Here is a 26,875-nt window from a genome sequence, read left to right as displayed (position 1 = left end):
CAAACGTGACTTGGCAAACGGGGGGCAGTTGGCCCATGAAAGCACCATGACCAGAAAACTCCTTGGCCTGATGGCCGCTGCCCTTCTCGCCCCGATGCCTGCTTTTGCGATGGAGGTGATCCACGGGGAGATCCTTCAAGGTTGGGTGCTGCCCGATGGCAACCGCATGGCCGCGATCCGCATGACAGTTAAACCGGGGTGGAAGACCTATTGGCGTGCGCCCGGAGATATGGGCATCCCGCCCAGCTTTGACTGGTCCGGTTCACGCAACCTGTCGGCGGTGGCCGTTGAATGGCCGGCACCTACGGTTTTTCGCGAAACCAACCTGACGACCATCGGGTACAAGGATCAGGTGGTATTGCCGTTGCGGATTACGGTGCCGGAAAAAGGCGCCCCTGTGACCATGAACACCACGATTGATCTGGGCGTGTGCAGCGACATCTGCGTGCCCGCCTCGCTAGAGCTCAGCGGCGTTATCAACACAACCACGACCCGCGCCGATCCTGCCATCGCGGCCTCGCTCGCGCAGCGCCCGTATTCAGCGAAAGAGGCCCGCGTATCGGATGTCACCTGCACCATTGGCCGGACCGGCGAAGACCTGACACTGGACGCTGCTATCACGGTTCCGCCCTCGGGTGGACAAGAGCTGGTGGTGATTGAAACCGGCAACCCCGATCTATGGGTCAGCGAGGCCGACACGACGCGCAAAGGCAATACACTGCACGCGCGCGTGGATGTAGGCCATGTCAGCGGCGGCCCTGTGGCGCTGAACCGGTCGCATATCCGAATGACGGTTTTAGGCAGCAATCAGGCCGTCGATATTGTCGGATGCAACGCAGGCTGATCAGCCCGCTGCTTTCTTGCGCGACGAGGCATAGATCACGGCCCCCACGACATAGCCCGCCAGCGCGATCGCTGCGGCACCTGCCAAGAACAGCAGCAGCGCCGCGCTTCGTGGTGAGAGCACCCCTAGGGTGGGCACTATTTCAGCCAGCGCCGGATGCAAGCCGCCAGTCACCGCGACCCACCCCAGCGTCGCCCCGCCCCATAGAAGCATCAGCAGCCATAGCCCCAAAATACCGGTCCGCAGCCCCCCAGCCCGCGCCCGCATGGCGCGGCGCATCGCACGGATTTGACGGCCGATATCATGCTGTGCCGCGACCAGCGCAGGCACGACCAGCAGCACTAGGAACATGCCAAAGCCCAGACCATAGACCAGCGTGATCACAGTGGGTTTCAAAAATTGCGCCTGCTGGCTTTGTTCATAAAGCAGCGGTGCCATCCCAAGGACCGTCGTCAACGTGGTCAACATCACCGGACGCAACCGATCCGCTGCGCCGTCGATGATCGACGGGATTACCCCGCGCGTGGCACCATATTCGTCGATTGTCCCAACCAACACGATGGAATCGTTGATGATGATCCCCGTCATCCCTAGCAGGCCAACAACTGTGAACATGCTCAATGGGACCTCCCACAGGGCGTGGCCATAGATCGTGCCCACCAAGCCGAATGGGATCACCGCCATCACCACCATGGGGCGTGTCCAGCTGCCGAACACCCAAGCCAGCACAAGATAAATGCCCGTCAGCACAAGGATTAGCCCGGTCAACGCATCCGACAGGAAGGTATCCTCCTGCTCGCTCAGCCCGCCGATGCGGAAATCCACCTGACGTTCAGAGGCGATACGCGGCAGAATTTCGTCACGCAGGGTCGTCGTGATTTCGGTCGCGCGGGCGGGGTCATCCTCTGAGATATCGCCAGTGACTGATATCAGCCGGATACCGTTCTCGCGCCGTACCGTGCTGAACCCCGTACGCCGGTCCACGCTGACGATATCTGCCAGCGGCACATATTGCCCGCCCGGCGTACGCATCTGGGTACGCTCAAGGAAATCCGCGGTCAGCTCGCCCTCGGGCAGTTCCACGCGAATGGTGGCCGATCGGGGGCCATCTGGATAGGTCGCGGCCTCGATCCCGCCAAGACGGTGACGCAAGACCCGCCCCAACATATCAATCGTGAACCCGAGCGCTTGGCCCTGAGGCGTCAGATCGAGGATCAGCTCTTCTTTGTCGTAAGCCAGATTGTCCTGCACGGCGCTGACTTCGGGATATTGCCGTAGCGCATCCTGCAAATCCTGCGAGGCGGCTTTCAACACCTGTGTGTCGGCCCCATAGAACTGCACATCCAGTGCATCGCCGCCAGGACCGGAACGCCAGCCGCGAAAGCTTACGGTTTCTGCAAGCGGATGGTGGACCACGGCATCCTGCAAAGCCGCGACGAAGGCAAAGCTGGAATAGGGCCGCAGGTCCGCGTCGATCAGCTCGATCGAGATGCCGCCCAGCAAATCACCGTCCTTGCTGTCAGCCCCGTCGAGCCCGCGACCCGCGTTGCCCCCGACCTGCGCAATGACATAATCGATCGGATTGGTGCCATATTCCTCGGCATATTCCGCGCCCAGCGCTTCTGTCGCGCGTTGCATTTCGTGCATCATCGCCAGCGTATCGGCACGGGTGGCCCCATCGACCATGGCAAAGTTACCGGTTACCGACCCACGTTCGGGCGCGTTGAAAAATCGCCATTGAACGTCGCCTTGAATGAAAAGCGCCGCCTGAGACGCCAGCACTGCGACAACGCCCGCCAGCACCACATAACGCGCGCGGATAACTCCTGCCATGAAAGGGCGGAACAGCCGTTCGCGCACCCAGAGAAACCCGCGATTGACCACACGGCTGGGCAGGTCATACCACCGTTGCTTGGCCCCCGCTGCCATCGCATGCGCCATATGGTTCGGCAGGATCAAAAAGCATTCGACCAGTGACGCCGCCAGCACTGCAATGACGGTCAGGGGGATATCCCCGATCAGGCTGCCAAAGCGCCCGCCAACGGCCAGCAGGCCGAAGAACGCGATGATCGTCGTCAGGGTTGCGGCAAAAACCGGCATTGCCATGCGCCGCGCGGCGTTCTCTGCCGCTTGCATCGGGGGCTCGCCCAGTTCGTTATGCCGGTAGTCGGCATGTTCCCCCACAACGATCGCGTCATCTACAACGATCCCAAGCGTGATAATCAGACCGAACAACGAGATCATGTTGATCGTGATCCCACCCGCATACATTAGTGCAATTGCCGCGGCCATCGACGCCGGAATACCCGCGGCCACCCAAAAGGCCGTGCGCGCGTTCAGGAACAGGAACAGCAACCCCACCACAAGCGCGAGGCCCATCAAACCGTTATCAATCAGCAAATCCAACCTACCGGTAATTGCCTCGGCGCGCGTGCGGATCAGGTTGATCGCCACCCCCTTGGGCAGCATCACTGCCATATCGGCAGCGACCCCTTCGACGCTTTGCTGAATACCAATGGCATCCCCCCCGTCAGAGCGGTCAATGCGCACCGATATTGCCGGATCGTCGCCGACAAAATACCCCACCTCGCGGTCAGAGCCTTGTTCGATCACCCGCGCCACATCGCCCACCAACAGTGAAGACCCGTCGGCATTGCTGCGCAAGACGACACGCGACAAGGCGTCGGCACTGCGCTTGGCGGTCCCGGTGCGCACGCGGGCATTGGCACCGGTCACATCCCCGGCGGGGCTGGCATCGACCTCAGCAGCGATCGCCGCCGCGATCTCGGCCATCGTGATATTATAGCGGATCAAACGGAGAGAGGGGACCTCGATCAAGGTTTGCGGCGCGGCGACCCCCTGAATGGTGCTGCGGGTGACCCCCGCCGCGAAAAGACGCGTGACAAATTCATCTGCGAAACGGCCTAGCTGTTCCGCACTGATCGGGCCTGTGATCACGACATCGGTGACGCGGTCACGCCAGATGCCACGGCGCACCACAGGGTCTTCGGCATCTTCGGGCAGTGTGGCGACGGTATCTACGGCGGTTTGCACATCGGTCGCGGCGCGGGCCATATCCCAGTTCGGCTCGAACTCCAGCGAAATGGTGCCGCTGCCCTCACGCGACGCGGCGGTAGAACTCTCCACCCCTTCCACAGCCAGCAAGACAGGTTCAAGCACCTGAACGATGGCGTTGTCGACGTCATCCGCGCCGGCCCCCTCCCAGACGGTCGAAACCGAGACACTGTCGATGACCACATCGGGAAAGAACTGCGCCCGCATGTTGGGCGCAGCAGCCGCCCCGCACACAAGCAGCACCACGAGCAACAGGTTCGCCGCCGTCCGGTGACCCGTGAAATACGACAGGATTCCGCCTGCTGGGCCGGACATGCTACGGGCCATAGATCAGCCCCCCATCCGGCTTTCGATGCGTTCGATCACCCGCGCAGGGACCTGTGGCTCGGCCAGTTGCGCCAGAACCCGTGCCTTAGCATCCTGCGGCATCCGCGTGTTGCCTTCGACAAAGGCGACAAGCTTTGCCCGACGTTCCTTTGTCAGCGCGATCATTGCGGGCGCATCTACCTGCGCCGTGTCCCGAGCCCCCGAGCGCAACGGCTTTACCGCAATACCGGCCCCCAGCAGTGGCGAGCGGGCCTCGACGACATCGCGGCCCTCGATTGGTCCCCGCACCAAGACCTCATCCCCCACGCGACGCAACACAGAGACCTGAACGCTTTCAAGCCGGTTTTCCGGATCCAGTACCAACACTGCCCCCTGCGCATCCAGCGCCGAGCTGGGGATCCGAATGACGTCGTCCAATGCCGGTTCGCTCACCCGTACCGTCGCGAAATCCCCGGGCTTGAACCCCGGTGCTTGCGGCAGCGTGGCAAAGATCAACCGGCCACTGGCCCCCTCACCCGCCGCAGCACCTGCACGGGTAATCTGTCCATGTGCCTCAAGGTCGGCCCCCGCAACGTCGAGGCTTGCCGTAACATCCGCTTTGATCATCCGGCCCTGCGCATCCAGCAGGCGCGCGAATTGTGTGGTGGAAATACGAAAAGAAATCTCGAGATCATCCGGGGCAATCAACTCCGCCAGCCGTTCGTTCGGTGAAACAAGCCGCCCCTCAACAACCGAAGTCTCGCTCAGCGCCCCATGGAAAGGCGCGGTGATCGTGGTTTCCTTTAATGCGCGCTGTGCATCGGCCAACGCGATCTGCGCATTGGACAACAAGCGCACGGCCTGATCCACGCGGGCCTCGGTTTGGGTCACCACCTGACGTCGCGCCAGAACCGCTTGGCGGGCGCTTGATGCCGCAAGCTCTGCTGTCTCTGTTGCCGTCGCGGTCCCGACACCCCGTTCACCCAAATCGCGTTGACGTTCAAAGGCACCGATGCGCAAGGCGGCCTGTTCTTCGGCGGCGGCCAATTCGTCCCGCCCCAAGGCCAGCGCACGGTCGGCATCACGCCCCTCTGCCTCTGCATTGCGCACAGCGCTTTGTGCCCGCGCGACTTCAGCCAAAGCGTCCGATCGATCAAGACGGACGAGAACCTGCCCCGCGACAACCCGACCGCCGGCCTCGAATTCAGGCGCAAGCTCGACCACGCGCCCCCCGACGGCGGCGCGCAGCTCAAGTGTCCGGCGGCTTTGCACGGCCCCAAAGCTTTGCAAGATAGGCACTTCGGTGCCTGACACGGCGCGCACGACATTGACAGAAAACACCCGTTCACGCGGGGCGCGGTCAGGCGGCGCGTCGGTCAGCCGTTGCTGCACAGCCCCGCCGATAAGGTCCGCTGCCAGCAGCAAGAACCCCACCGTCGCGGCCGCCAGAAACAGCCCAATCATGCTTTGCCGTAAAAATCGCATCTTGCCCCGATCTTATCCATCTGTGGCAGCAGTTTACCCCGCACGCCCACAAAGAACAAAATCACAGTTGAGACAGCCACGCACGGCCTATCATACGCAGGCCCAGGCGGTTTCCATCGTTCTTCGTCCCAAAAATCGCAAAGGCCGCTACTTCCGGCGCTGGTGCTCGTCTAGGCGGGGCATGATTTCGACAAAATTACAGGGCCTATGGCGGTAATCGAGCTGCTTGACCAAAATCTCGTCCCACGCATCCTTGCAGGCACCCGGCGATCCGGGCAGCGCGAACAGATAGGTGCCTTGCGCGACCCCGGCAGTGGCGCGGCTTTGCACCGCAGAGGTGCCGATCTTTTGCATCGAGACGATGGTGAATACCGTACCGAAGGCGTCGATCTCTTTCTCGTAGACATCACGATGCGCCTCTACGGTGACATCGCGGCCTGTCAGCCCCGTGCCACCGGTACTGATCACCACATCAATCTCGGGGTCGGCACACCAAATGCGCAATTGCGCTGCTATCTCGGCCTGTTCGTCCCGTATGATGGTGCGTGCGGCAAGCGCGTGACCTGCATCGGCAATGCGCGCAACCAGCACATCGCCTGACCGATCATCTGCCAGGCTGCGCGTGTCTGACACCGTCAGCACGGCAATGCGCACAGGAATAAAATCAAGCGTGTCGTCGATCCGGCTCATGTCCGCTCCAATATTGCTAGCCGTGCGGCGAGGGCTATGAAAATACCGCTGCTGATCCAGCGCAGAGCTTGCCCGCCCCCGACCATCCGGCGGCCTAAACCGCTGGCAAACACACCGACCAAAGCGTTGATGATAAACCCGCCCAGCGACAGCACCGAGCCGAGCATCAAGAACTGTAGCAGCACTGGCCCCGCCTCTGGGACCACGAATTGCGGCACAAAGGCCAATACGAACAAGATCACCTTGGGGTTGGTCAGGTTCACGATCAAACCGCTGCGAAACGCCGATTTCGGCGCGGGCAAGACCGCAGGTGCCGCTCCGCTGCTACGCCAGGTCTGCACAGCCAGCCACAGCAGATAGCCGACCCCGATCCAGCGGATCACGTCAAAGGCCCAAGGCAGCGCAGCGACCACCGCACCCAAGCCCAGACCGGCCAGCGTGACATGTACCATCCCGCCAAGCGCGACCCCGGCACTGGCCGCGACCGACGCCCGCGGACCAAAGCGCATGCCCTGCCCCAGACAGAACATCATATCCGCACCGGGCGTGAGGTTCAGCGCCAGCGCAGCGGGTACAAAGGCCAGCACCGTAATCGGATCAACCATTCTTTAATTTCGCTTTCAATGACAGCAAATCGGCCCATGCCTCGCGTTTGAACTCGGGGCTGCGCAACAGATAGGCGGGGTGGAACATGGGCAGTGCGGGCAGCCCCTCCGCCTGGGTCCACTGCCCGCGCAATCGGGTGATTCCACGTTTGCCCAGCAACGCCTGTGCGGACCAATTACCAACGATCACCAGAACCTCTGGCTTGGCCAAGGCGATATGCCGTGCAAGAAACGGCTTCATCATCGCGATTTCATCGGGCTTAGGGTCGCGGTTCTGCGGTGGCCGCCAAGGCAGCACATTTGTGATATAGACAGGCGCGGTCTCATGATGCCGGCCCATATCGATCGTCGCCAACATCTTGTCCAACAGCCCGCCGGCACGCCCGACAAAGGGTCGCCCCTCGCGGTCTTCGTCGCGGCCCGGAGCCTCGCCAACAATCATGACGCGGGCCCCCGGCGTGCCATCGGAAAATACCAGATTGCGGGCCCCACGCTTGAGCTCGCAATGCTCGAACGCGGTCATCGCGGCGCGCAATTCATCAAGCGTGGTTGCTGCCGCGGCGGCACGTGTAGCTTCCGCCACCACATCAGGGCCAGAGGACGCAAGCGGCACAGGCCCCGTCTTGCCCTTTTTCGCCTTCGGTTTCTCGACCGCTGCGGGCACTTCGTAGCGGTTCACCGGCGCGTCACAAATCGCCTCGGTCGCGCCAAGTTCAATCTGCCAGTGCAAAAGTGCAAGCGCCTGATGATAATCCACTGATTCCATGTGCCCAACTTACGCGCTGATGCGGGCAATAAAAATGCCAAGTTCCAAATGGCCTTAAATCCAATTCCACCCCCGCCTCGGGATGACGCCGCCCGACGACTTGCCCCGCCCAGCGCCGCCGCCTATAACGCCAAAAATAACGTGGGGTCCGCCGTCATGAGTTTCGCACACCGCCATCTTCTGGGCATTGAACACCTGTCCCAAGACGACATTACCACCCTTCTTGATCTGGCGGACACATACGCCGATTTGAACCGCCAGCCTCATAAACACAGTGATGCGCTGAACGGGCTGACGCAGATCAACATGTTCTTCGAAAACTCGACCCGCACGCAGGCGAGCTTTGAGATCGCGGGCAAGCGGCTTGGCGCGGATGTCATGAACATGGCGATGCAGGCGTCGTCGATCAAAAAGGGCGAAACGCTCATTGATACGGCGATGACGCTGAACGCGATGCATCCCGATCTGCTGGTTGTGCGCCACCCCCAGTCCGGTGCGGTCGATCTGCTGGCGCAAAAGGTGAACTGCGCCGTGTTGAACGCGGGAGACGGGCGGCATGAACACCCAACCCAAGCCCTACTGGACGCGTTGACGATCCGCCGCGCCAAGGGGCGCCTGCACCGCCTTTCCATTGCCATCTGCGGCGACATCGCACACAGCCGCGTGGCACGGTCCAACATCATGCTTCTTGGCAAGATGGAAAACCGCATTCGCCTGATCGCCCCCCCGACCCTGATGCCGGCGCAGATCGGCGAATTTGGCGTCGAGGTGTTCGACGATATGAAAGAAGGGCTGAAAGACGTCGATGTCGTAATGATGCTCCGCTTGCAAAAAGAACGCATGGACGGCGGCTTTATCCCCAGCGAACGTGAATATTATCACAGATATGGTCTGGATGCTGAGAAACTGGCCCACGCCAAGCCCGACGCGATTGTCATGCACCCCGGCCCGATGAACCGCGGCGTAGAAATTGACGGAACGTTGGCAGATGACATCAATCGCAGCGTTATTCAGGACCAGGTAGAGATGGGCGTGGCTGTGCGCATGGCCGCGATGGACCTGCTCGCGCGCAACCTTGTGGACAGCCGCAAGGCAAACGCATGACCGCACGCCCGCCCGAAGAACACGACCTGCTACACTGGCGTATTTCGCCGCGGGCGTTCTTTTGGCGGTGCATGGCATTGGCTGTGCTGACCATGCTGTTCTGTCTGCCGCTGCTGATCTGGCTGGACCCGATTACATGGCTGCTCGCCTCGGTTCTGATCGCGGTTTTCTACATGTGGGTCTTTGACGAATTCCAGATCTGGTACAGAAACCGCAATACCGCCTGGCGGCTGACCAACCGTGCGCTCTACATAAACTCCCCCGATACCGCAGAGCCGCTTGTCCTGCCGCTGACCGATATCCGGTCAATCGGGAAACTGTCGCTGTGGTCGATCACCCTTGGCTTGCCGGACGGCCAGCGCGTCACCCTGCCGCTGGTGCCGCAGCTGCGCGAGACCAAGGCGCGTCTTGCCCAAGCGATAGAGGCCACGCGATGACCGACAGATTTTGGCAAGACCTGCTAGAGCCGGACGAAGATCTATTGTGGACAGGTCGCCCCAAGCCAAAGCTGTCACTGCGCAATTTTCAGTTGCTCGGTCCCTTTGTCGGCGCAATCGGTACCGTGATCGCTGGCGCTTTTTTGCTGCAAGGCAACAGCTTGCCTGTGTCTCAATCGGTGGTCGTCGCGGTGATCGTCGCCCTGGTGGCCCTGTCGCTTTATCGCGGGATGACCCGCCTGACCGATCTGCGCCGCACCCGCTATGCGCTGACCAACCACCGCGCCCTGTTTTTCAAGCTGACCCGCGATGGCACCCGCGCCAAAGCTTTCCCCCGCAGCGCCGAGACGAAGCCCGATCTGCGTCCGACCAGCCCGCCCTCCGTTTTCTTTATCCGGCATGAACAAGCCGACAATCCCGCCCGCACCGCGCATCTAGGGTTTGAATATATCGAAGACAGCGACAGATTAAGTGCATTGATGGTAACTGCGTACAAAGGTGCACCCCGATGACACAACTTGAGATCCCCAAAGGCGAAATCGGCCAGATCCGTCTGTTTGCCGTAAACCGCCCGATTGACAAACTGGCCCGCGATCTGCGCGATGGCAGCAAGGAAGCGTTGATCGCCGATCTGCTTGGCCGTTCAGTACCCGAAGGCTCGGCCGAGCTTTTTCCCGTCTCCGACCTAACGGGCGTGGGGCTGGCGCGCTATCTGAATGATGGCTACGCCGTGCCCCCTGACCAGATCAGCCGCGACCGCGCCCGTTTGGATGCGCTGGACGGCTATGTGCTGTTGCTGTTTTCCTCGGCCTTTGAGGGGCAAGAGACGACGCTAAAGCTTGGTCCCGACCTGACCATGATCGGCACATACGGCGAGACCCAACCGGATATGTCCGTTATCCCGCTCGAGGCTGAATCCGCGCAACCCTACACCGGTGCTGCGGACATGACTCCGAAATCGCCGCCCAAGGGCGGGGCTGGTGGTATGATGGTGCTGCTGGCAGTCATCGTGCTGATCGGTCTTATTTTATGGTGGCTGCTGTGAAAGAACCCAAACCTGATCCCAAAATGTCGGGCCGCGTCGCCATGATCGCCCTGCTTGTCGCCTTTGGTGTGGCAGGCATGATGGTGCGGATCGGGTCCTGATCCAACCTGCCGCCGCTGCTGCGCCTCTGTTTCCTTAACTATGAAAGCCTCTCCATGACCCTGCATTTTATCAACGCGCAGCTGATCGACCCCGAAGCAGGCACCGTCACGCACGGCACGATCAAGGTCGAGAATGGCAAGATCGCGGCGATACTGGACGCGACCGCGTCGATACCGAGCGATGCGCAGATTGTGGATTGTCGTGGCAAGTACCTCGCCCCCGGGATCGTCGATCTTGGGGTCAAGGTCTGCGAACCCGGCGAACGGCACAAGGAAAGCTTTCGGTCCGCGGGATTGGCGGCGGCAGCAGGTGGGGTCACGACCATGGTCACGCGCCCTGACACCAACCCCACCATCGACAGCCCCGAAGTGCTGGAATTTGTCACCCGTCGCGCCAACGAGGCCGCGCCGGTCAACGTCGTGCCCATGGCCGCCCTGACCAAAGGTCGCGAAGGCCGCGAGATGACCGAGATCGGGTTTCTGATGGATGCGGGTGCCGTGGGCTTTACCGATTGCGACCGTGTTGTGACGGACACCAAGGTGTTTTCCCGTGCGCTGACCTATGCCCGCAGCCTTGGTGCGCTGGTCATCGCCCACCCGCAAGAACCGATCCTGAGCAAAGGAGCGGCGGTGACCTCTGGCAAATTCGCGTCGTTGCGCGGGCTGCCCGCCGTGTCGCCCATGGCCGAGCGCATGGGGCTGGACCGTGACATCGCGCTGGTCGAAATGACAGGTGCTCGCTATCACGCCGACCAGATCACCACCGCCCGCGCCCTGCCCGCACTTGAACGCGCCAAGAACAACGGGTTGGATATCACCGCAGGTGTCGGCATTCACCACCTGACGCTGAACGCGCTGGATGTGGCCGACTACCGCACCTTCTTCAAGCTCAAGCCACCGTTGCGCGACGAAGAGGACCGCATCGCCGTGGTAGAGGCCGTGGCCTCGGGGTTGATCGACATCATCTGCTCTATGCACACGCCGCAGGATGAGGAATCCAAACGTCTGCCGTTCGAAGAAGCCGCGTCGGGGGCCGTCGCACTGGAAACGCTGCTGCCTGCGGCCCTGCGACTGGTCCACTCAGAGATGATCGACATCGCGACGCTATGGCGGGCGCTGTCGTTCAATCCGGCGAAACGTCTGGGCCTGCCCGGTGGGCGCATGTCGGTGGGCGCCCCCGCCGATCTGGTGCTGTTCGACGACGGTGCGCCCTTTGTCATGAACCGCGAGACATTGCAGTCGAAATCGCGCAACACCCCCTTTGATGGGATGCGCATGCAAGGTAAGGTTTTGGAAACTTACGTTTCTGGCACCTGCATCTATAAGGCCTCCTGATTATGCCCCTGATCGATTCCACCCTATTCGTGCTCTTGTTCTGGGCTATTGCGGCCTATCTGGTCGGGTCTATCCCCTTTGGCATGGTGCTGACCCGCGCGATGAATCTAGGGGATCTGCGCAGTATCGGGTCGGGCAATATCGGTGCCACGAACGTACTGCGCACGGGCTCCAAGAAAGCGGCCGCGCTGACCCTGATACTGGATGGTGGCAAAGGGGCCGTCGCGGTATTGCTGGCGCGGCTCTTTGCAGGCGAAGACGCCGCACAGATCGCAGCACTGGCCGCGATGCTGGGGCATTGCTACCCGGTATGGCTGGGGTTCAAGGGTGGCAAAGGCGTAGCGACCTTCCTTGGCGTGCTGCTGGCATTGGCATGGCCCGTCGGCATCGCGAGCTGTCTGGCATGGCTGATCGCCATGGCCGTGACACGTACGTCCTCCATCGGCGGGCTTGCCTCGGCGGCGGCATCGACCTTCTTTATGATATTCCTGGGGTACGGCAGCGCCCTGCTGTTGGGCATCGTGCTCACCCTGCTGGTATTCTGGCGGCACCGTGAAAACATCAAACGCATCCGTGCGGGCACAGAGCCCAAGATCGGTGCCCAGAAAGACTGACCCGGTGACGGCCACCGTAGACGCGCGCTTTTTGGCCGCGTTCCACGCGCTGCCCGACGGCACCCACACCGGCAGATATCAAACCCGCCGCTATGTCTGGTCAAAAAGCACCTTCAACACAGGTAAAAGCTGGAAACTGGTTGCCGAGGAGTTGGGCGGTTCGGACTATATCAGTCTGAACCTTTATGCCCTCGCCAGCGGTACACGGCTTTACCCGTGCGAGATGCCCGCGGCCAAGGTTACTGCCTTTATCCGCGGGCTGGTCATCGAAAATTAGTACGAATAGTCGGCGTAGATCCGGCTGAGATCGCCATTCCATTTGCCGTTATAGTCATCCAAAAGCTCGTCGGCAGGTACTTTGCCCGTCTCGATGCTTTCCTTCAGGGCGTTCAGGAAATGGGTTTCGTCCGGAACCATGCCACCTGCGCCGCTGCGTGCGCGTGCTTTCAGGCCGTGCTCTGACAAGGCCACGGCCTCGCGCGCGATATCGTGCATGTTCACGCCGCCAACCTTGGCCTGCAACCCGTCAACAGACGCCGCCACGCGTAATGCTTCGCGGGTTTCAGCATCCCAGCCTTTGACCAGATCCCAAGCACCGTCCAGCGCCTGCTGGTCATAGGTCAGACCCACCCAAAACGCGGGCAGCGCGCAAAGCCGGCGCCACGGGCCACCATCGGCACCGCGCATTTCGATAAACTTCTTGATCCGCGCCTCGGGGAAGGCCGTGGTCAAGTGGTCCGCCCAATCGCTCAAGGTCGGGATCTCACCCGGCAGTGCGGGCAGCTTGCCCTTCATGAAATCACGGAATGATTGCCCCAAAGCATCAATGTATTTGCCGTCGCGGTAGACAAAATACATCGGCACATCGAGCGCATATTCCACCCAACGCTCGAATCCCATGCCGTCTTCGAATACCCATGGCAACGTGCCAGTACGCGCCGCATCCAGGTCGCGCCACACACGGCTACGCCAGGATTTATGACCATTGGGCTTGCCCTCGAAGAAGGGGGAGTTCGCAAACAAGGCCGTCGCTACGGGCTGCAACGCCAGCGCCACACGTAGTTTCTTGACCATGTCGGCCTCTGACCCGAAGTCGAGGTTCACCTGCACGGTGCAGGTCCGACGCATCATGACCCGGCCCATCGTGCCGACTTTGGTCATGTATTCGTTCATCAGTTTATAACGCCCCTTGGGCATCAGATCCATCTGGTCATGTGACCATTCCGGCGCAGCGCCCAGACCAATGAAACCGGCCCCGATGCGGTCTGCTACATCGCGCACTTCGCGCAGGTGCGCATTCACCTCGTCGCACGTCTCGTGGATGGTTTCGACAGGGGCACCCGACAGTTCCAGCTGGCCGCCCGGCTCAAGCGAGACATTGGCCCCGTCCTTGACCAAACCAATCAGCTTGCCGCCTTCTTCGACAGGGTCCCAGCCGTGACCGTCGCGCAGGCCTTCGAGCATGGCGCGGATGGAACAGTCGCCCTCATAGGGCAACGGCAACAGCGTCTCTTTGTTATAGCCGAATTTCTCGTGCTCGGTACCGATGCGCCAATCTTCTTTCGGCTTGCACCCGTCTGCCAGGTAATTGACCAGTTGGTCGTAACTTTCGATCGGGCCGCCGCCGGATTGAGGGATGGACATGTGGGGTGGCTCCGAATTCAATTTCTGTGGTCTTAGGGATGGTGCGATTTCTGCGGGGTGTCAATGCAACAGGGTCGAAACCGGGCGCATCGACCGACGCTCCCAGATCACGACCGACAGGGTCTTGTCGTCTGCCAATTCCGCCAACATGCGTTCGGTGCGAAGTCCCGGCAGCGCGGCAAAAGCGTCAAACAGCGCGTCTGCGCCAGCCGCATCCACGGGGATCATCACGGGATTTTGTCCGGGTTGTTCCAGTTTCCAATGGGCTGGATAGGCACCGCGTTCAAGGCTCAGCCGCTCCATCTCGCGCAGGGCGATGACCCCGCCTGTCAGCGGTCCAAAATAGGCGATCTGCCCCTCATCCACCTGCACTGCGCCTGCGCCAAGGCTGGTCTTGCGAAACCTGACCCGCTGGCCGCCGATCCAGACAAAGACCACCCCCGCAAGGATCAACGCATACCCCGGTATCGCCAGCAGCAGCCCTGGCCCCATCACGAGCCAAAGCCCGACCAGCGCCACCGCAATGCCGCCCAGAACCTCACGCCAGCGCCACAGTTCGGCCTTTGCCTCAGGTCGCAAAAAACTCATCGCCCTCTCCCGATACCGGCTTCATTTTGCCCGTTAAACTCCACGGGGGCGTGGGGGTGTGAAACCCCCACTTCGACAGGCGACACACACACGGCGCTCACGTCCAATCCCCCAAGGTCTTCTGCCACAACGTCATCGCCGCCACCGCAGCGGTATCCGCCCGTAGGATCCGAGGGCCCAACGCCACGGGGCGGGTCCACTCCAATCCGTTCAACCGTTTGCGTTCAGTGACAGAAAATCCGCCCTCCGGCCCGATCAGAATGGCCCAGGGACCAGGCTGTGCGGATGTCAGATCGCCCTCTTCGCCGGCCAGTGCTTCGTCGCAGAACATCAAGGATCGCTCAGGCTCCCAGCTGTCGATCAACCGATCCAAACGGACCATTTCAGCAACTTCGGGTACGAAAGTACCCCCGCATTGCTCTGCCGCTTCTATCGCATGGGCCTGCAACCGGTCGCGTTGCACGCGGCCCGCATTGGTAAATTCACTTTGCACCGGCACAATACGACGTGCGCCCATTTCAGCAGCTTTCTCGACAATGAAATCCGTGCGCGCCTTTTTGATCGGCGCAAAGATCAGCCACAGGTCGGGCGGCATTTGCAGCGGTTTGGTCTGCTCGGCACAGACCATCACGCCACCGCGCTTGCCTGCCTCGGCGACCTCGGCACGCCATTCGTCATCGATGCCGTTAAACAGCAAGATAGACGCCCCGACCGCCTGGCGCATCACGCCAAAGAGGTAATGCGCCTGCGCCTTATCCAAAGGAACGGATTGCCCCTGCCCCAGTGGATGATCTACATAAAGTCTGATTTTAGCGTTCATGGGCACAGATATATGCACGACACCTCGCCGACACCAGATGGCAATGATGCGGCGCGCGTCGTCGATGCCCCTGCGGACAATTGGGTCGACCGTTCTGCCCCGCGTTTCACCCGACCTTTTTTGCGGCTCAGCCGCGCGGATCGCCCCATCGGGACGTGGCTTTTGCTGCTGCCGTGTTGGTGGGGATTGACGCTTGCGATGCTGTTTGACCAGCAGCCGCGCTGGTTCGATCTGTGGATATTTATCGGCTGCGGTGCGGGTGCATGGTTGATGCGCGGCGCAGGTTGCACATGGAACGACATCACCGACCGCCATATCGATGACAAGGTTGCACGCACCCGGTCGCGGCCGATCCCGTCGGGACAGGTCAGCGTCAAAGGCGCCTTGGGCTGGATGATCGCGCAGATGCTGATCGCGCTGTGTATCCTGCTGTCCTTTAACGGAGCAGCGATTGCACTTGGTGTGTTGGCCTTGCTGCCAGTCGCAATCTATCCCTTCGCCAAGCGCTTTACGTGGTGGCCCCAGGTCTTTTTGGGCATCGCTTTTAACTGGGGGGCTTTGCTGGCCTGGACCGCCCATACCGGCAGCCTCGGCGCGCCTGCGGTTGTGCTTTATGCTGCTGGGATCGCGTGGACACTGTTCTACGACACGATCTATGCCCATCAGGACACAGAAGACGACGCGCTGATCGGTGTGAAATCGACCGCTCGCCTGTTCGGTGACAACACCGCCCAATGGCTGCGCCGGTTTTTGATGGGCACCGTGGGCCTGATGGGGCTGGCCGTGATCTTTGCCTTGCGTGATTCTGCATCGTTTCTGGCGTTGATCATCGCGCTGTCAGGTCCGTGGGCAATGGGCTGGCATATGGCATGGCAGCTGCGTAGCGTCGACATCAACGACAATGATAAACTTCTACGGTTGTTTCGCGTTAACCGCGATACCGGCATGATCCCGCTGGTATTTTTCGCCGCCGCCCTTTTGGCCTGATTGCACCCCTGCCCCCGCAGGCGTATCAAAGCCTCCAATATCAACGGTCTCAGAAACGAGTTTATGCGCCTATCTGTACTTCTGATCATCGCGATGACCTTTACCGCTGCAGCATCCGTCTCTTTGGTGGCGGCAAGCTTTTCAGTCACATTGATCGAGGAGAACTCCGAGATCGGCGTTCGCGATGCCCTTGATGTAAAAGAGATGACATGGGCGGAGGTTGAGGCAGACGGGCTTCAGGTCACGCTGTCGGGCACGGCACCGAACGAGGTCGCCCGCTTTAATGCGCTCAGCACGGCCGGCACGATCGTTGATGCTGCGCGTGTCATTGACCAGATGGAGGTGACGGCGCAGGCCGCCATCGCCGCGCCAAAATTCTCGGTCGAGATTCTGCGCAATGATTCTGGCGTGTCCATCATCGGGCTGATTCCCACCACCACGGACCGCGACGCTGCCATTGACCGTTTCAAATCCATCGCGGGTCAGGACCATGTGGCTGACCTGCTGGAATCCGCGAACTACCCGGCCCCCGACGGCTGGGAGGACGCCTTTGGATTTGCCATCTCGGCGATCGGAAAGCTGCCCCGCGCCAAAGTCTCTGCCGCGGCAGGTCGTGTGTCGATCACCGCCATCTCCGACAGCGCAGAGGCCAAGGCGCGTCTTGAAAACCAGCTCAAACGCGCGGCCCCTTCGGGGCTCGTGGTCACACTGGATATTGCTGCCCCCCGCCCGGTGATCACGCCCTTCACGCTACGCTTCCAGATCGAGGAAGGCAGCATCGGGTTTGACGCCTGCAGCGCGGACACCGAACAGGCCAGCGCCCGCATCCTCAAAGCAGCCGTCGCAGCCGGGGCCCCCGGTTCTGCCCGTTGCACCGTGGGGCTTGGTGTCCCAAGCCCGCGTTGGGCCGAAGCGGTAGAGAAAGCGATCGGCAGCCTTGCCAAAATCGGCGGCGGATCGGTCAGCTTTGCCGATGCCGACATTAGCCTGATTGCCGCCGAAGGCACCGAACGCGCCGTGTTCGACCGTGAAGTCGGAGAGCTGGAGAACGCCCTGCCAGACGTCTTCGCGCTGAAAGCAAGCCTGCCCAAGGCCGTAGACCCCGATGCGGGACCGCCTGAATTCGTCGCCACCTTGTCGCCCGAAGGTCAGGTGCAGCTGCGCGGTCGCCTCAGCGACGACGCGCTGCGCGAACTGGCCGACAGCTACGCCAAGGCAAGCTTTGGCTCTGACAAGGTCTATACCGCCGCGCGCATCGTCGACGACCTCCCAGCCGATTGGCCGACCCGGGTCCTGTCCTCACTGGATGCGCTGTCCAAGCTGGCGAACGGCACCGTGATCGCCACCCCCGACAGTGTCAGCGTCACCGGCAACACCGGAAACCCTGATGCCAGCACACAAATTGCAACCCTGCTGGCGGGCAAACTGGGCGAAGGCAAGGACTACGAGGTCAAAGTTACCTACCAGGAAAAGCTGGACCCCGTTTTGGGACTGCCCACGCCACAGGAATGCGAAGCCGAGATCGCCAAGGTCGTCGCCCAAGGCAAGATTAACTTTGAACCCGGCAGTGCCACGATTGATTCGTCGGCCCTTGGGACGATGGATAAGATCGCTGAAATCCTGAAGGATTGCCGCGACATTGCACTTGAGGTGCAGGGCTATACCGACAGTCAGGGCCGCGAGGAAATGAACCTTGCGCTCAGCCAGTCGCGCGCGCAATCGGTGTTAAACGAACTGCGTGCCCGTCGCGTGATTACCGGTTCATTCGTTGCCAAAGGCTATGGCGAAGACTCCCCTGTCGCCTCTAACGATAGCGAGGATGGCCGCGAAGCGAACCGCCGCATCGAATTTAAATTGATCAGTGAACAAACGACTGCGGATTCTGATGAAACAGCGCTGGAAAACGGCGCGGATACAGGCGATACAGGCGATACAGGCACACCATCCGACCAGACCCAAGAAGGCAACTAACATGAGCAGAACCGAATTTGTCATCGCGACAGCGATTATCCTATTCGTCGCCTTCTGTCTTGGATGGTTCGCCAACTGGCTACTGCACCGGTTCACCCGCGTTGCCGCAGACGATGTCGCGCAGCTTGATCGGATGAGCCAGGAATTGCACGAAGCGGAAGAAACCCGCGATCAGGCAATCACCTATCTGCAACAGCGCGAGGCCGAGCTGACCAACCAGCTTAACCAGACCGAAGCAGAATTGCGTGCCGCGATGGACGGGCTACGTGATGCACGCCACGAGGCGGAAGAAATGCGCGCTTATATCGATCGCCAGCAGGCCAGCTAAGGGCCCGGCTGGTCCGCTACCAACGTGCCAGCGCGTCTTCGTCCTCTGATTTGGACGCCACCCAATCCGCACCCTTTTCAGTAATCTCGCGCTTCCAGAACGGAGCGCGCGATTTCAGGTAGTCCATCAGAAACTCTGCTGCCTCAAACGCATCCTTGCGGTGCCGCGCAGCAGTGGCGACCATCATGATCATCTCGCCGGGCAGCAACCGACCGAACCGATGAATGACCAGTGCATCCCCTAGCGAAAAACGGGCCATCGCGGTCTCTGCCATCTCGGTCAGGGCCGCTTCAGTCATGCCGGGGTAATGTTCGATCTCCATCGCTTTTAACGGATCATCGGGCAGATCCCGCACGATTCCCGTAAACGTCACAATCGCGCCCATATCACGGTGACCGGCGGCGAACGCCTGCGTTTCTTGTCCCAGATCGAACGGGGCGTCCTGAACCGAGATTTTCATCCTAGCCCCCTGTCATCGGCGGGAAAAATGCCACTTCGCGAACACCTTCCAACGACGCGTCAAAATCGGTCAGCTGCTGATCCACTGCCACCCGAAGGCCAGCAAGATCGGAAAACGCGACAGCATAGCGTTCCTCGCGGGCGCGCAATTCGTCGACCAACTCCGCGACATTGCGGGCAGTTGTCTCTACCTTCTCGCGGGGAAGACCGATGCGTTCGCGCACCCATGCAAAGTACAAAATATTCATCAGCGTGGCTCCACCAAATGGGGCAGGGATTTGCGAAGGTAATCATAGCCGGTGATTGCCGTCAGCGCCGCTGCAATCCACAGCAGAACAAGCCCGACACGGCCGGCCCAGATCATTCCGTGGAACTTCCATGTCAGTCCCAGAACGTCTTCTTCCTCGCCCGAAAGAATAGCGCTGACCATCGCGTTATCCATGCCGAAGATCGACATGCCGAAATAGTGTTCGAATAATCCCTGACCAAACAAAACCGCAATCGCAACCATCTGTGCTGTGGTCTTCCACTTGGCCAAGGCTGTCACCTTCAATGTGCCCGACACATCGCCTAGAAACTCGCGCAGGCCGGAAACGAAAACTTCGCGGAACAGGATCACGGTGGCGGGCAAAACCAACCACGGCGACCAGCTTGAGAAGGCGACGATCACCATCAGCGCGATCACCACCATCGCTTTGTCGGCAATCGGATCAAGCATGGTACCAAGCTTGGTCTCTTGCCCCCAGGCGCGCGCCAGATAGCCGTCAAACCAATCGGTCACCGCTGCGGCAATGAACAGGAACATCGCCAGAGCGTCCGCATAGGGTCGCGTAAAATACAAGAACATCACAGCCACGCTCGGGGCTGCGACAAGACGCATCAGCGTCAGGATATTTGGGATATTCCACTTCATTCTGTCACCCTACAGCGCCAAGACGACAGGGGAAAGTGCCAAGACATCGCCTTCATTTTGCAAAGTAAACTCCCCGCGGAGCGTCCCGCCCTTACCGCCACCCGAAGGCCGAAACCCCAAACTACCCGCGTTCATGGAAAAACGCATAAATTCGTTCAGCCAAAGCTACTGACACGCCATCGACAGCCTTCAAGTCGCTCAGGTTGGCGCGCCCCACCGCCTTGGCAGATCCGAAATGTGCCAGCAAGGCCCGCTTGCGCGCCGCACCGACACCAGGCACATCGTCCAGTGGCGTTGCCCCAACGGCTTTCGCGCGTTTCGCGCGGTGCGTGCCGATGGCGAACCGGTGGGCCTCATCGCGCAAACGTTGAATGAAATACAGCACCGGATCGTTGTGCCGCAGCGCCATGGGCCGCTGTCCCACACGGTAGAATTCCTCTTTGCCCGCATCGCGGTCCACGCCCTTGGCGACGCCCACCATCGGAATATCTTCGACCCCGTATTCGCGCATGATCGATGCGACAGCGCTCACCTGCCCTGCCCCGCCGTCGATCAGCAGCAGGTCTGGCCACATGCCAAGGCTGCGGTCTGGATCCTCTTTTAACAGCCGCTTGAATCGGCGCGTCAGTACCTCTTTCATCATGCCGAAATCGTCCCCCGGCGTCAGGTCATCGCCGCGGATATTAAACTTGCGATACTGGTTTTTCATCATCCCTTCGGGGCCGGCGACGATCATTCCCCCGACGGCGTTTGTGCCCTGAATGTGCGAGTTATCGTAGACCTCTATCCGTTGGGGCGGTCCCGGCAGACCAAAGGCGTCGGCGATGCCTTTCAGAAGGTTCGTCTGGGTCGCAGTCTCTGCCAATTTGCGCGCAAGGGATTCGCGGGCATTGCGCAGTGCCCCATCCACCAGTTCCGCCTTCTCGCCGCGTTGGGGCACCACGATATCAACCTTGCGCCCCAGTTTGCCCGACAGCGCTTCGACCATCAGGTCAGGGCTTTCGATCTCATTCGACAAGATCAGCTGACGCGGCGGCTCACGGGTGTCATAGAACTGGCCAATAAAGGCCTCCAGCACTTCGGCGGCATCCACGTCGGGTCCGACACGGGGGTAGTAGTCGCGATTCCCCCAGTTCTGATTGGCACGGATAAAGAAGACCTGCACGCAGGCCTGCCCCTGATCCAGATGCAGCGCGATTATGTCGGCTTCGGCCACCCCTTGCGGGTTGATACCTTGGGCTGTTTGTACTTGCGTCAAGGCTTTGATGCGATCCCGCAATGCAGCGGCGCGTTCAAACTCCATCGCTTCAGAAGCCTGCGCCATCTCGGAAGCAAGCCGCCCTTGAATATCAGTCGATTTGCCGTTCAGGAATTTCTCGGCGTCCTGCACGGTTTTGCGATATTCGTCGGGCGAAATCTTACCCACACAAGGGGCAGAACAGCGTTTGATCTGATGCTGCAGACAAGGGCGCGAACGGCTTTCGAACATAGCATCGGAACAATCGCGCAGCAGAAACACCCGTTGCAGCTGGTTCAGCGTCCGGTTGACGGCACCGGCACTGGCAAAGGGGCCATAGTAATTGCCCTTTTCCTTCTTGGCCCCGCGGTGCTTTTTGATCTGCGGATAATCATGGGTGGCTGTTACCAGAATATTGGGAAAGCTTTTGTCGTCGCGCAGCAGCACGTTGAACTTCGGCTTGAGCTGCTTGATCAAATTCTGTTCGAGCAGCAGCGCTTCGGTTTCTGTTTTCGTGGTTAGAAACATCATCGACGCGGTGTTCGAAATCATCCGCGCGATCCGCCCCGAATGCCCTGACGGGCGCGCGTAATTGCTGACGCGTGCGCGCAGGTTCCGCGCCTTCCCCACGTAAAGAACACGGCTTTCCGAATCTAGCATGCGGTACACGCCGGGCGAGCCGTCAATCGTTTTGAGGTACGAATGAATCACCTGATGGCCGGTCTTCGGGTTTTTGTTAGCGTCTGACATTGATTCGAGCGTCCGGAACTTTTGGCTGCAACAGTGTTAATGGCGAAACAAGGTTAAACATACCCACGACTCTTGTGGATAACCTTGCAGATAACTTTCATGGAAATACAAAATCCCCATGTAACATTGGGCCTTTCGGTGTTTGCCTAAAATTTAGGCACGCTTTTAAGTCATTGAAATATATCATAATTTTAATTAACACCTTGCAACCCACTGATAATGCGATCCTTTTTGTAACAGTTTCGCTTCGGCTGTCGCGGCAGTGCAAAACTTTACTGGAAAGCCTATTCGAGCCCTTGCACGTCGGGTGTTTTCCAGCCTAGGTGCTGCCCCCCGTCGGTACAAATCAACTGCCCCGTTACCGACGGTGCATCAAGGAAATAGCCCAATGCAGCAGTGATATCCGCGGGATTCGCCCCGCGCTCAAGAATCACCTTCGCGCGCTGACCGGCGAAATGAGCGTCCGTCTGCTTGGCCCCTTTCAGGGTTGGCCCTGGCCCAATCGCGTTCACCCGTATCACTGGTGCCAACGCTTGCGCAGATGTCTGCGTCAACGCCCACAGCCCCATCTTGCCGATGGTATAGGTCATGAACTCTGGCGTGAGCTTGCGCACACGTTGGTCCAACATATTTACGATCAAGCCCGCCGCGAAAGGTTCGCCCTGCGCGTCGGTCTTGGCCTCTAGGTTCTGGGCGGCCATGGCTTGGGTCAGGACAAAAGGCGCGCGCAGGTTGCTCCCGATATGTCGATGCCAACTCTCCTCGGTCGCGGTTGAGATATTGTCATATTCAAAGATCGACGCGTTATTCACAAGGCAGGTAATCGGTCCGCCAAGCGCCTCTGCTGCACGGGTAAGCAGCGCCTGCGTGGCGGCTTCATCCAGCAGATCAGCCTGCAAGGCCACGGCGCGTTGACCTTTGGCTTTCAGCGCAGCTACGACCTCATCAGCCGCTACGGATGAACTGTTGTAGTGCACCGCGACATCATATCCGCGATCGCCCAGATACAGCGCCATCGCACGTCCAAGGCGCGCCCCTGCTCCGGTTACCAACGCATGTTTCATATCGCACCTCTTTAGAGCAAAATCGCCGCCATATACCCTGCATAAATAGCGCAAAGCAGGATGCCCCAGAGGCGGGTGATATCACGCCGCAGATAAACAAAGGGGATCAACATAAGGGACGCACCCAACATCACCCACAGATCAATCCGCAAGAATTCCGGATCAACAGTGATCGGTCCCACAAGGCTCGCCACCCCGATGATGCCGAGAAGATTGAAAAGGTTCGACCCGATCACGTTCCCCAAAGCGATATCAGCCTGACGCCGGAGCGCGGCCATCACGGTCGTCGCAAGCTCTGGCATCGAGGTGCCGATGGCCACGAGCGTCAGACCGATGACCGTATCGCTCACACCATACGCCCGTGCGATGATCGACGCATTGTCGACCAGCAGTCCTGCACCAAGCGGCAGCCCCACAAGCCCGAGCACCAGAAACACAGCGATACGCCAGCCCGGCATATCAGGGTCTGCCCCCTCGGGCTCGTCCAGATCACCGACGTCAGCGCCCTTGCAAGCGTGGCGGTGCTTTCTGCTGTCACGGTACATATCGAACAGAACAAAGGCCAACGCCCCCAACAGGATGAAACCGGCCCACAGATCAAACACACCGCGCATGGCAAGCGCGATAAACAAAAGCGAGGCGATGATCATCATGTTGAAGGTTTTACGGGTGTTGCATTCAGATGTGTGCATCGTGGCTAACAAGGCCGGCACGCCCAACACCAATAGAATGTTCGCCGTGTTCGACCCCACAACGTTGCCCAGAGCGATCCCCGGAGCATTATCCAACACCGCTTTAATCGACACCAGCAGTTCAGGCGCAGACGTCCCGAAAGCGACAATCGTCAGGCTGACGATCAAAGCGGGCACGCCAAGGCGCAGGGACAGGTTCACCGCCCCTTTTACCAGCGCATCCCCGGCCAGCAACAAAATCACCAGCCCCAAAACACTTAGAACCCAAGGCATAATCATCCGCGTTTACCCCCGCATCCGCACGGAGATTTCCCAATGCGATAGCGTCCACAATTGTTACATTTCGTCTGGCTCAGACGCTTGCTGCCTAGCCAGTGCATTTTTCCGAACCATGCAAGCGTGCCCATGGCGACCAGAAACAATAAGACAATTTTAAAGATCATGCGTCAGAGCCCAAACCGCGCATAGGCCGCGCGTTCTTCGATACTGTCTACCGCGTCGCCGATGACCTGCGCGCCAAAGCGGGACAACAGCCCCTTCTTCGTGCCGTAGCGGTTGAATTTCACCTTGTCGCCAAAACGTTGTTTTATCATCGGCCGAAGATGACCGATGCCATCGATCAAGCCCAGTTCGGTTGCACGCTTCGCCAGCCATACCTCGCCAGTAAAAAGATCCGTATCAGGGGCCAGTTTTGCGCCGCGACGTGATTTTACGTGGTCGATGAAATTCTCGTGGATGTCGTCCAGCAGTTGTTTCAGCCGCGCGACGTCCTCGGGCTTTTCGGGGCGGAAAGGGTCCAGCATCGATTTCGACTGACCAGCGGTATAAACCCGCCGTTCAACCCCATGGCGCTGGATCAACTCGTCCGCGCCAAAAGATGCCGAAATGACACCGATCGACCCCAAAACAGAGCTGGGATCGGCATAGATTTCATCTGCCGCCGCAGCCAACCAATATCCGCCAGATGCCGCGACATCTTCGACAAAGGCGATGACAGGGATGTTCTTTTCCTCGGCCAAGCGACGGATACGCGCGCCGATCAACGAAGATTGGACAGGGCTGCCACCGGGGCTGCTGATCTCAAGCACGACAGCAGCGGGCTTACCGCGATTGAAGGCTTTATCGATGGCAGGGCCGATACCGCTGTCGTTCAGGCCACCGCGTGTGCGGCCACCAATCACACCAGACAACCGCACCACGGAAACCGTCGGGCGGGAGGCCAAAAAGGGAAGGTATTTTCTCATACCTTCCCATGTAGAGTGCACCATACCGGCAAACAAGGAGGCCACGCGAGACTTACTGCCTAATCCGCCAGCCGGTCCGGAAAATCCAGCCAATCACCGCCAAACACAGCGCCGTAAAGCCTGCAATGGCAAACAAGCTGGTCACAATTGGTACATCTGCCGATCCGAAGAATGCCCAGCGAAAGCCCGAGATCAGATAGACCACAGGGTTGAAATGCGAGATCACCTGCCACACCGGCGGCAGCATGGAGATCGAATAGAATGACCCCCCAAGGAAAACCAAAGGCGTCACGATCAGCAACGGGACAAGCTGCAACTGTTCAAAGTTGCCCGCCCAAATACCGATGATGAATCCCATCAACGAAAAGCTGATGCAGGTCAGCACCAGAAAGGTCACCATCCAGATAGGATGCTGAATGGTGATATCTACAAAGAAAAACGCCGTAATCAGAATGATCACCCCGATAAACAACGCCTTCGTCGCCGCTGCCCCGACATATCCGCAAACAATTTCGATAAAGTTAACGGGCGCAGATAAAAGCTCGAACACCGTGCCGATAAACTTGGGGAAATAGATCCCAAAGGACGCATTCGAGATCGACTGCGTGATGACGCTCAGCATGATCAAACCGGGCACGATAAACGCACCATAGCTGATGCCCTCGACCTCTTGGATACGGCTGCCGATGGCGGCACCAAACACCACGAAATACAGCGATGTGGACAGCACTGGCGAGATCAAGCTTTGCGTGATAGTGCGAAAGAAGCGCGCCATTTCAAATGCATAGATAGATTTGACTGCGATCCAGTTCATGCCGCGTCCTCCTTTACCAGATCGACGAAAATATCCTCGAGACTGCTTTGCGAGGTCTCTAGATCAGACAGAACCAAGCCCGCAGCCGCCACGTCAGATAGGAGCTTCGTAATCCCCGTTCGCTCTGCCCGCGTGTCATAGGAATAGATCAGCGCGTGCCCGTCGCCAGACAGGGTCAGCGCATCAGACGCAAGGCTTGCGGGAATTGCGTCAATCGGCTGGGTCAGTTGGACGACCAGTTGCTTTTTGCCCATACGCGACATCAGCTTGTCTTTATCCTCGACCAACAGCAGCTCGCCGTGGGCAATCACACCGATCCGGTCGGCAATCGCCTCGGCTTCTTCGATGTAGTGGGTTGTCAGAATGATGGTGACGCCACTGGCCTTTAGATCGGCGACGATGTTCCACATATCGCGGCGCAGCTCGACGTCGACACCGGCGGTGGGTTCGTCAAGGAACAAGACCCGAGGTTCATGCGCCAATGCTTTGGCGATCAGGACGCGCCGCTTCATCCCACCGGACAAGGCACGAATCTGACTGTCTTTTTTGTCCCACAACGACAGCTGCCGCAGAATCTTCTCAATTGCAGCATCATCTTTGGGCTTACCGAATAACCCGCGCGAGAAGCGCACAGTGCTGATGACTTTCTCGAAGGGTTCAAGGTTGATCTCTTGCGGGACCAGCCCGATCATCGAGCGTGCGCCACGGTATTCGGTGACCGTGTCAAAACCGCCCACCGTAACGCTGCCGCCAGTGCCGGTTGTAATTCCGCATACCGTTGAAATCAGGGTCGTTTTTCCTGCGCCATTGGGGCCAAGCAAGGCAAGAATCTCGCCCTCACGGATGTTCAGCGACACGCCTTTCAGCGCCTCGAACCCATCTGCATAGGCCTTGCGCAGGTCGGTAATCTTTACGATGTCGGGCATTGGCGTCTCCGGTGTTGTTGGCCGGAAACTA

At 59.7% G+C, this 26,875-nt stretch carries 28 protein-coding genes; 11 read left to right on the top strand and 17 right to left on the bottom strand.

What is annotated here, in order from left to right:
- Window positions 1-46: 46 nt before the first annotated feature.
- The gene (locus BLQ98_RS02960) at window positions 47-844 is read left to right on the top strand and encodes a protein-disulfide reductase DsbD domain-containing protein (protein ID WP_237271284.1); all 798 of its coding nucleotides are present in this window, start codon (window positions 47-49) and stop codon (window positions 842-844) included.
- Here BLQ98_RS02960 and BLQ98_RS02955 read toward each other — a convergent pair whose 3' ends face one another.
- From BLQ98_RS02955 to BLQ98_RS02935, 5 genes are all read right to left on the bottom strand, one after another.
- Window positions 845-4,246, bottom strand: coding sequence for an efflux RND transporter permease subunit (locus BLQ98_RS02955; protein ID WP_093731853.1), 3,402 nt, complete (start codon window positions 4,244-4,246; stop codon window positions 845-847). It abuts the gene before it with no gap.
- Between the two features lie 3 nt (window positions 4,247-4,249).
- A complete protein-coding gene (locus BLQ98_RS02950) occupies window positions 4,250-5,710 on the bottom strand; it encodes an efflux RND transporter periplasmic adaptor subunit (protein ID WP_093731852.1) in 1,461 nt (486 codons plus the stop codon).
- 147 nt (window positions 5,711-5,857) lie between these two features.
- Window positions 5,858-6,400, bottom strand: coding sequence for a molybdenum cofactor biosynthesis protein B (moaB, locus tag BLQ98_RS02945; RefSeq protein ID WP_093731851.1), 543 nt, complete (start codon window positions 6,398-6,400; stop codon window positions 5,858-5,860).
- Window positions 6,397-7,005 carry a LysE family translocator gene (locus tag BLQ98_RS02940; protein WP_093731850.1) on the bottom strand — a complete coding sequence of 203 codons (609 nt, stop codon included), beginning with the start codon at window positions 7,003-7,005 and terminating at the stop codon, window positions 6,397-6,399. Before BLQ98_RS02940 ends, moaB begins: the two co-directional genes overlap by 4 nt.
- Entirely contained in the window at window positions 6,998-7,771 is a 774-nt protein-coding gene (locus BLQ98_RS02935; protein WP_093731849.1) for a uracil-DNA glycosylase, read from the bottom strand. Before BLQ98_RS02935 ends, BLQ98_RS02940 begins: the two co-directional genes overlap by 8 nt.
- Before the next feature lie 156 nt (window positions 7,772-7,927).
- On the opposite strand from BLQ98_RS02935, the gene BLQ98_RS02930 reads away from it, so the two are divergent.
- From BLQ98_RS02930 to BLQ98_RS02900, 7 genes are all read left to right on the top strand, one after another.
- Window positions 7,928-8,875 carry an aspartate carbamoyltransferase catalytic subunit gene (locus BLQ98_RS02930; RefSeq protein WP_093731944.1) on the top strand — a complete coding sequence of 316 codons (948 nt, stop codon included), beginning with the start codon at window positions 7,928-7,930 and terminating at the stop codon, window positions 8,873-8,875.
- Window positions 8,872-9,312, top strand: a complete 441-nt coding sequence (locus BLQ98_RS02925) for a hypothetical protein (protein ID WP_093731848.1) — start codon at window positions 8,872-8,874, stop codon at window positions 9,310-9,312. Before BLQ98_RS02930 ends, BLQ98_RS02925 begins: the two co-directional genes overlap by 4 nt.
- Window positions 9,309-9,824 carry a hypothetical protein gene (locus tag BLQ98_RS02920; protein ID WP_093731847.1) on the top strand — a complete coding sequence of 172 codons (516 nt, stop codon included), beginning with the start codon at window positions 9,309-9,311 and terminating at the stop codon, window positions 9,822-9,824. Before BLQ98_RS02925 ends, BLQ98_RS02920 begins: the two co-directional genes overlap by 4 nt.
- A complete protein-coding gene (locus BLQ98_RS02915) occupies window positions 9,821-10,357 on the top strand; it encodes a hypothetical protein (protein ID WP_093731846.1) in 537 nt (178 codons plus the stop codon). Before BLQ98_RS02920 ends, BLQ98_RS02915 begins: the two co-directional genes overlap by 4 nt.
- A gap of 155 nt (window positions 10,358-10,512) precedes the next feature.
- Window positions 10,513-11,793 (top strand): dihydroorotase, encoded by a 1,281-nt coding sequence (pyrC, locus tag BLQ98_RS02910; RefSeq protein WP_093731845.1) that lies wholly within the window; start codon window positions 10,513-10,515, stop codon window positions 11,791-11,793.
- A gap of 2 nt (window positions 11,794-11,795) precedes the next feature.
- Entirely contained in the window at window positions 11,796-12,407 is a 612-nt protein-coding gene (gene plsY / locus BLQ98_RS02905; protein ID WP_093731844.1) for a glycerol-3-phosphate 1-O-acyltransferase PlsY, read from the top strand.
- Between the two features lie 4 nt (window positions 12,408-12,411).
- Window positions 12,412-12,684, top strand: a complete 273-nt coding sequence (locus BLQ98_RS02900; RefSeq protein ID WP_093731843.1) for a hypothetical protein — start codon at window positions 12,412-12,414, stop codon at window positions 12,682-12,684.
- On the opposite strand, the gene BLQ98_RS02895 is transcribed toward BLQ98_RS02900, so the two are convergent.
- The 3 genes from BLQ98_RS02895 to BLQ98_RS02885 all read right to left on the bottom strand — a co-directional run bounded on the left by BLQ98_RS02895 (window position 12,681) and on the right by BLQ98_RS02885 (window position 15,459).
- Entirely contained in the window at window positions 12,681-14,051 is a 1,371-nt protein-coding gene (locus BLQ98_RS02895) for a glutamate--cysteine ligase (protein WP_093731842.1), read from the bottom strand. The genes BLQ98_RS02900 and BLQ98_RS02895 overlap by 4 nt on opposite strands.
- A 60-nt stretch (window positions 14,052-14,111) precedes the next feature.
- On the bottom strand, window positions 14,112-14,639 hold the full coding sequence (locus tag BLQ98_RS02890; protein WP_093731841.1) for a hypothetical protein: 528 nt from the start codon (window positions 14,637-14,639) through the stop codon (window positions 14,112-14,114).
- Between the two features lie 97 nt (window positions 14,640-14,736).
- Window positions 14,737-15,459, bottom strand: coding sequence for a 16S rRNA (uracil(1498)-N(3))-methyltransferase (locus BLQ98_RS02885; RefSeq protein WP_093731840.1), 723 nt, complete (start codon window positions 15,457-15,459; stop codon window positions 14,737-14,739).
- A 12-nt stretch (window positions 15,460-15,471) separates the two neighbouring features.
- Here BLQ98_RS02885 and ubiA point away from each other — a divergent pair, with 12 nt between their 5' ends.
- The 3 genes from ubiA (at window position 15,472) to BLQ98_RS02870 (ending at window position 18,745) form a co-directional block, all read left to right on the top strand.
- The gene (gene ubiA, locus BLQ98_RS02880) at window positions 15,472-16,446 is read left to right on the top strand and encodes a 4-hydroxybenzoate octaprenyltransferase (protein ID WP_093731839.1); all 975 of its coding nucleotides are present in this window, start codon (window positions 15,472-15,474) and stop codon (window positions 16,444-16,446) included.
- A 63-nt stretch (window positions 16,447-16,509) separates the two neighbouring features.
- On the top strand, window positions 16,510-18,417 hold the full coding sequence (locus BLQ98_RS02875; RefSeq protein WP_093731838.1) for an OmpA family protein: 1,908 nt from the start codon (window positions 16,510-16,512) through the stop codon (window positions 18,415-18,417).
- Window position 18,418: 1 nt separating this feature from the next.
- Window positions 18,419-18,745, top strand: a complete 327-nt coding sequence (locus tag BLQ98_RS02870) for a hypothetical protein (RefSeq protein WP_005849689.1) — start codon at window positions 18,419-18,421, stop codon at window positions 18,743-18,745.
- A 16-nt stretch (window positions 18,746-18,761) separates the two neighbouring features.
- Here BLQ98_RS02870 and BLQ98_RS02865 read toward each other — a convergent pair whose 3' ends face one another.
- The 9 genes from BLQ98_RS02865 to BLQ98_RS02825 all read right to left on the bottom strand — a co-directional run bounded on the left by BLQ98_RS02865 (window position 18,762) and on the right by BLQ98_RS02825 (window position 26,844).
- Window positions 18,762-19,205 carry a molybdenum cofactor biosynthesis protein MoaE gene (locus BLQ98_RS02865; protein ID WP_093731837.1) on the bottom strand — a complete coding sequence of 148 codons (444 nt, stop codon included), beginning with the start codon at window positions 19,203-19,205 and terminating at the stop codon, window positions 18,762-18,764.
- A gap of 1 nt (window position 19,206) precedes the next feature.
- Window positions 19,207-19,452 (bottom strand): molybdopterin converting factor subunit 1, encoded by a 246-nt coding sequence (gene moaD, locus BLQ98_RS02860; RefSeq protein ID WP_093731836.1) that lies wholly within the window; start codon window positions 19,450-19,452, stop codon window positions 19,207-19,209.
- Complete coding sequence (pgsA, locus tag BLQ98_RS02855; RefSeq protein WP_093731835.1) at window positions 19,452-20,117, bottom strand: CDP-diacylglycerol--glycerol-3-phosphate 3-phosphatidyltransferase; 666 nt, start codon at window positions 20,115-20,117, stop codon at window positions 19,452-19,454. Before pgsA ends, moaD begins: the two co-directional genes overlap by 1 nt.
- Before the next feature lie 121 nt (window positions 20,118-20,238).
- On the bottom strand, window positions 20,239-22,104 hold the full coding sequence (gene uvrC / locus BLQ98_RS02850; protein ID WP_093731834.1) for an excinuclease ABC subunit UvrC: 1,866 nt from the start codon (window positions 22,102-22,104) through the stop codon (window positions 20,239-20,241).
- A 284-nt stretch (window positions 22,105-22,388) separates the two neighbouring features.
- The gene (locus tag BLQ98_RS02845; RefSeq protein WP_093731833.1) at window positions 22,389-23,168 is read right to left on the bottom strand and encodes an SDR family oxidoreductase; all 780 of its coding nucleotides are present in this window, start codon (window positions 23,166-23,168) and stop codon (window positions 22,389-22,391) included.
- A gap of 11 nt (window positions 23,169-23,179) precedes the next feature.
- Window positions 23,180-24,133, bottom strand: a complete 954-nt coding sequence (locus BLQ98_RS02840) for a calcium/sodium antiporter (RefSeq protein WP_093731832.1) — start codon at window positions 24,131-24,133, stop codon at window positions 23,180-23,182.
- 173 nt (window positions 24,134-24,306) lie between these two features.
- Window positions 24,307-25,104: a S49 family peptidase gene (locus BLQ98_RS02835; protein ID WP_093731831.1), complete on the bottom strand. Its 798-nt coding sequence runs from the start codon at window positions 25,102-25,104 to the stop codon at window positions 24,307-24,309.
- A 52-nt stretch (window positions 25,105-25,156) separates the two neighbouring features.
- Complete coding sequence (locus BLQ98_RS02830) at window positions 25,157-25,918, bottom strand: ABC transporter permease (RefSeq protein ID WP_093731830.1); 762 nt, start codon at window positions 25,916-25,918, stop codon at window positions 25,157-25,159.
- A complete protein-coding gene (locus BLQ98_RS02825) occupies window positions 25,915-26,844 on the bottom strand; it encodes an ABC transporter ATP-binding protein (RefSeq protein WP_093731829.1) in 930 nt (309 codons plus the stop codon). Before BLQ98_RS02825 ends, BLQ98_RS02830 begins: the two co-directional genes overlap by 4 nt.
- Between the last annotated feature and the right edge of the window lie 31 nt (window positions 26,845-26,875).

The sequence above is a fragment of the Sulfitobacter litoralis genome (genome assembly GCF_900103185.1).
GTDB classification, from domain to species: domain Bacteria; phylum Pseudomonadota; class Alphaproteobacteria; order Rhodobacterales; family Rhodobacteraceae; genus Sulfitobacter; species Sulfitobacter litoralis.
This window is presented reverse-complemented; position numbering and strand designations above follow the sequence as displayed.

Excerpts from the sequence above, each read along its gene's own strand:
- BLQ98_RS02960 (WP_237271284.1), top strand. The coding sequence starts at position 47 with ATGACCAGAAAACTCCTTGGCCTGATGGCCGCTGCCCTTCTCGCCCCG.
- BLQ98_RS02955 (WP_093731853.1), bottom strand. The coding sequence starts at position 4,246 with ATGGCCCGTAGCATGTCCGGCCCAGCAGGCGGAATCCTGTCGTATTTC.
- BLQ98_RS02950 (WP_093731852.1), bottom strand. The coding sequence starts at position 5,710 with ATGCGATTTTTACGGCAAAGCATGATTGGGCTGTTTCTGGCGGCCGCG.
- moaB (WP_093731851.1), bottom strand. The coding sequence starts at position 6,400 with ATGAGCCGGATCGACGACACGCTTGATTTTATTCCTGTGCGCATTGCC.
- BLQ98_RS02940 (WP_093731850.1), bottom strand. The coding sequence starts at position 7,005 with ATGGTTGATCCGATTACGGTGCTGGCCTTTGTACCCGCTGCGCTGGCG.
- BLQ98_RS02935 (WP_093731849.1), bottom strand. The coding sequence starts at position 7,771 with ATGGAATCAGTGGATTATCATCAGGCGCTTGCACTTTTGCACTGGCAG.
- BLQ98_RS02930 (WP_093731944.1), top strand. The coding sequence starts at position 7,928 with ATGAGTTTCGCACACCGCCATCTTCTGGGCATTGAACACCTGTCCCAA.
- BLQ98_RS02925 (WP_093731848.1), top strand. The coding sequence starts at position 8,872 with ATGACCGCACGCCCGCCCGAAGAACACGACCTGCTACACTGGCGTATT.
- BLQ98_RS02920 (WP_093731847.1), top strand. The coding sequence starts at position 9,309 with ATGACCGACAGATTTTGGCAAGACCTGCTAGAGCCGGACGAAGATCTA.
- BLQ98_RS02915 (WP_093731846.1), top strand. The coding sequence starts at position 9,821 with ATGACACAACTTGAGATCCCCAAAGGCGAAATCGGCCAGATCCGTCTG.
- pyrC (WP_093731845.1), top strand. The coding sequence starts at position 10,513 with ATGACCCTGCATTTTATCAACGCGCAGCTGATCGACCCCGAAGCAGGC.
- plsY (WP_093731844.1), top strand. The coding sequence starts at position 11,796 with ATGCCCCTGATCGATTCCACCCTATTCGTGCTCTTGTTCTGGGCTATT.
- BLQ98_RS02895 (WP_093731842.1), bottom strand. The coding sequence starts at position 14,051 with ATGTCCATCCCTCAATCCGGCGGCGGCCCGATCGAAAGTTACGACCAA.
- BLQ98_RS02890 (WP_093731841.1), bottom strand. The coding sequence starts at position 14,639 with ATGAGTTTTTTGCGACCTGAGGCAAAGGCCGAACTGTGGCGCTGGCGT.
- BLQ98_RS02885 (WP_093731840.1), bottom strand. The coding sequence starts at position 15,459 with ATGAACGCTAAAATCAGACTTTATGTAGATCATCCACTGGGGCAGGGG.
- ubiA (WP_093731839.1), top strand. The coding sequence starts at position 15,472 with ATGCACGACACCTCGCCGACACCAGATGGCAATGATGCGGCGCGCGTC.
- BLQ98_RS02875 (WP_093731838.1), top strand. The coding sequence starts at position 16,510 with ATGCGCCTATCTGTACTTCTGATCATCGCGATGACCTTTACCGCTGCA.
- BLQ98_RS02870 (WP_005849689.1), top strand. The coding sequence starts at position 18,419 with ATGAGCAGAACCGAATTTGTCATCGCGACAGCGATTATCCTATTCGTC.
- BLQ98_RS02865 (WP_093731837.1), bottom strand. The coding sequence starts at position 19,205 with ATGAAAATCTCGGTTCAGGACGCCCCGTTCGATCTGGGACAAGAAACG.
- moaD (WP_093731836.1), bottom strand. The coding sequence starts at position 19,452 with ATGAATATTTTGTACTTTGCATGGGTGCGCGAACGCATCGGTCTTCCC.
- pgsA (WP_093731835.1), bottom strand. The coding sequence starts at position 20,117 with ATGAAGTGGAATATCCCAAATATCCTGACGCTGATGCGTCTTGTCGCA.
- uvrC (WP_093731834.1), bottom strand. The coding sequence starts at position 22,104 with ATGTCAGACGCTAACAAAAACCCGAAGACCGGCCATCAGGTGATTCAT.
- BLQ98_RS02845 (WP_093731833.1), bottom strand. The coding sequence starts at position 23,168 with ATGAAACATGCGTTGGTAACCGGAGCAGGGGCGCGCCTTGGACGTGCG.
- BLQ98_RS02840 (WP_093731832.1), bottom strand. The coding sequence starts at position 24,133 with ATGCCTTGGGTTCTAAGTGTTTTGGGGCTGGTGATTTTGTTGCTGGCC.
- BLQ98_RS02835 (WP_093731831.1), bottom strand. The coding sequence starts at position 25,104 with ATGAGAAAATACCTTCCCTTTTTGGCCTCCCGCCCGACGGTTTCCGTG.
- BLQ98_RS02830 (WP_093731830.1), bottom strand. The coding sequence starts at position 25,918 with ATGAACTGGATCGCAGTCAAATCTATCTATGCATTTGAAATGGCGCGC.
- BLQ98_RS02825 (WP_093731829.1), bottom strand. The coding sequence starts at position 26,844 with ATGCCCGACATCGTAAAGATTACCGACCTGCGCAAGGCCTATGCAGAT.